The sequence below is a fragment of the Pseudonocardia halophobica genome, from assembly GCF_027922425.1.
In the GTDB taxonomy this organism is placed as follows: domain Bacteria; phylum Actinomycetota; class Actinomycetes; order Mycobacteriales; family Pseudonocardiaceae; genus Pseudonocardia; species Pseudonocardia halophobica.
Map to the genome: position 1 here is coordinate 1 of NZ_BSFQ01000161.1, position 912 is coordinate 912.

Genomic DNA, 912 nt, shown 5'->3' on the forward strand with positions numbered 1-912 from the left:
GTAGGCCACGACGACACCGTGACCTGCGGTGGTTCGCCACCGCAGAGGGTCTTGGTCAGGGCCGGGCGGTGACGGCTGTCTCGTCGGACACGGTGCGCATCTGCCCGACGTGCTCGATGTAGTAGGACTCCGGGACCTCGCGCTCGGCGTGGGCGATCAGCTCGGTGAAGTCCCACTTCTTGAGCAGCTTGCCGTTACGGAACACCGGCTGCAGCACGTTCTCCGACTCCGGGATCGAACCCTTGGGCACGGTGGTGTACACACCGTTCTCGTGCTTGAGGGCGAGCCGGCCCTTCTTCGACACCTTGAACGCCGCGCCCGTCGGCGACTTGGCGATGTCGCGCCACTCCCCGTTCACGCACACCGCGGACGCCTTCTGGCCGAAGTTCATGGTGTCGCGGTTCCAGTGCTGCAGCAGGCCACCGCCCATGCCGAAGACCGCGTTGTCGGCGGCCAGGCCGCGGCGCTCGAGCTCCATGTAGACCTGCGGGAGGCTGTGGAAGTTCACGCCGTCGCCCTGCACGACCCGGATGAACGGGGGCAGGACCTTGAAGCCCTTCGAGTTGACCTCGTAGCCGAAGGCGTCCATGAGCCACTCGGTGGTGTCGGCGGTGACCTGGACGATGTCGCCCGAGTCGGGGCGGATGCCCACGAGGCCGGGGAAGTTCTGGATCTGCTCCTTGAGCTCGATCCCGATGATCTTCTTGACGCAGTTCTCGTGGTCGTAGGTGTCGGTGAGCAGCAGCGCGACGCCGTTGGAGGCGTACACGTCGAGCATGTTGCGCAGGGCGTCGACCTCGTGCTCGCGGCCCCAGGCGCAGAACCCGGCGTGCTCGGAGTTCGGGCCGGAGTTGGAGACCTTGCCGGCGTTGTAGAACCGCTTCGCGGCGAGGATGCCCGGCACCGTGTCGG

At 66.8% G+C, this 912-nt stretch carries 1 pseudogene; it reads right to left on the bottom strand.

The window, feature by feature from the left end:
- Positions 1 to 55 precede the first annotated feature (55 nt).
- A pseudogene (locus tag PKE99_RS37860) lies at positions 56 to 912 on the bottom strand (nicotinate phosphoribosyltransferase); the annotation flags it as partial.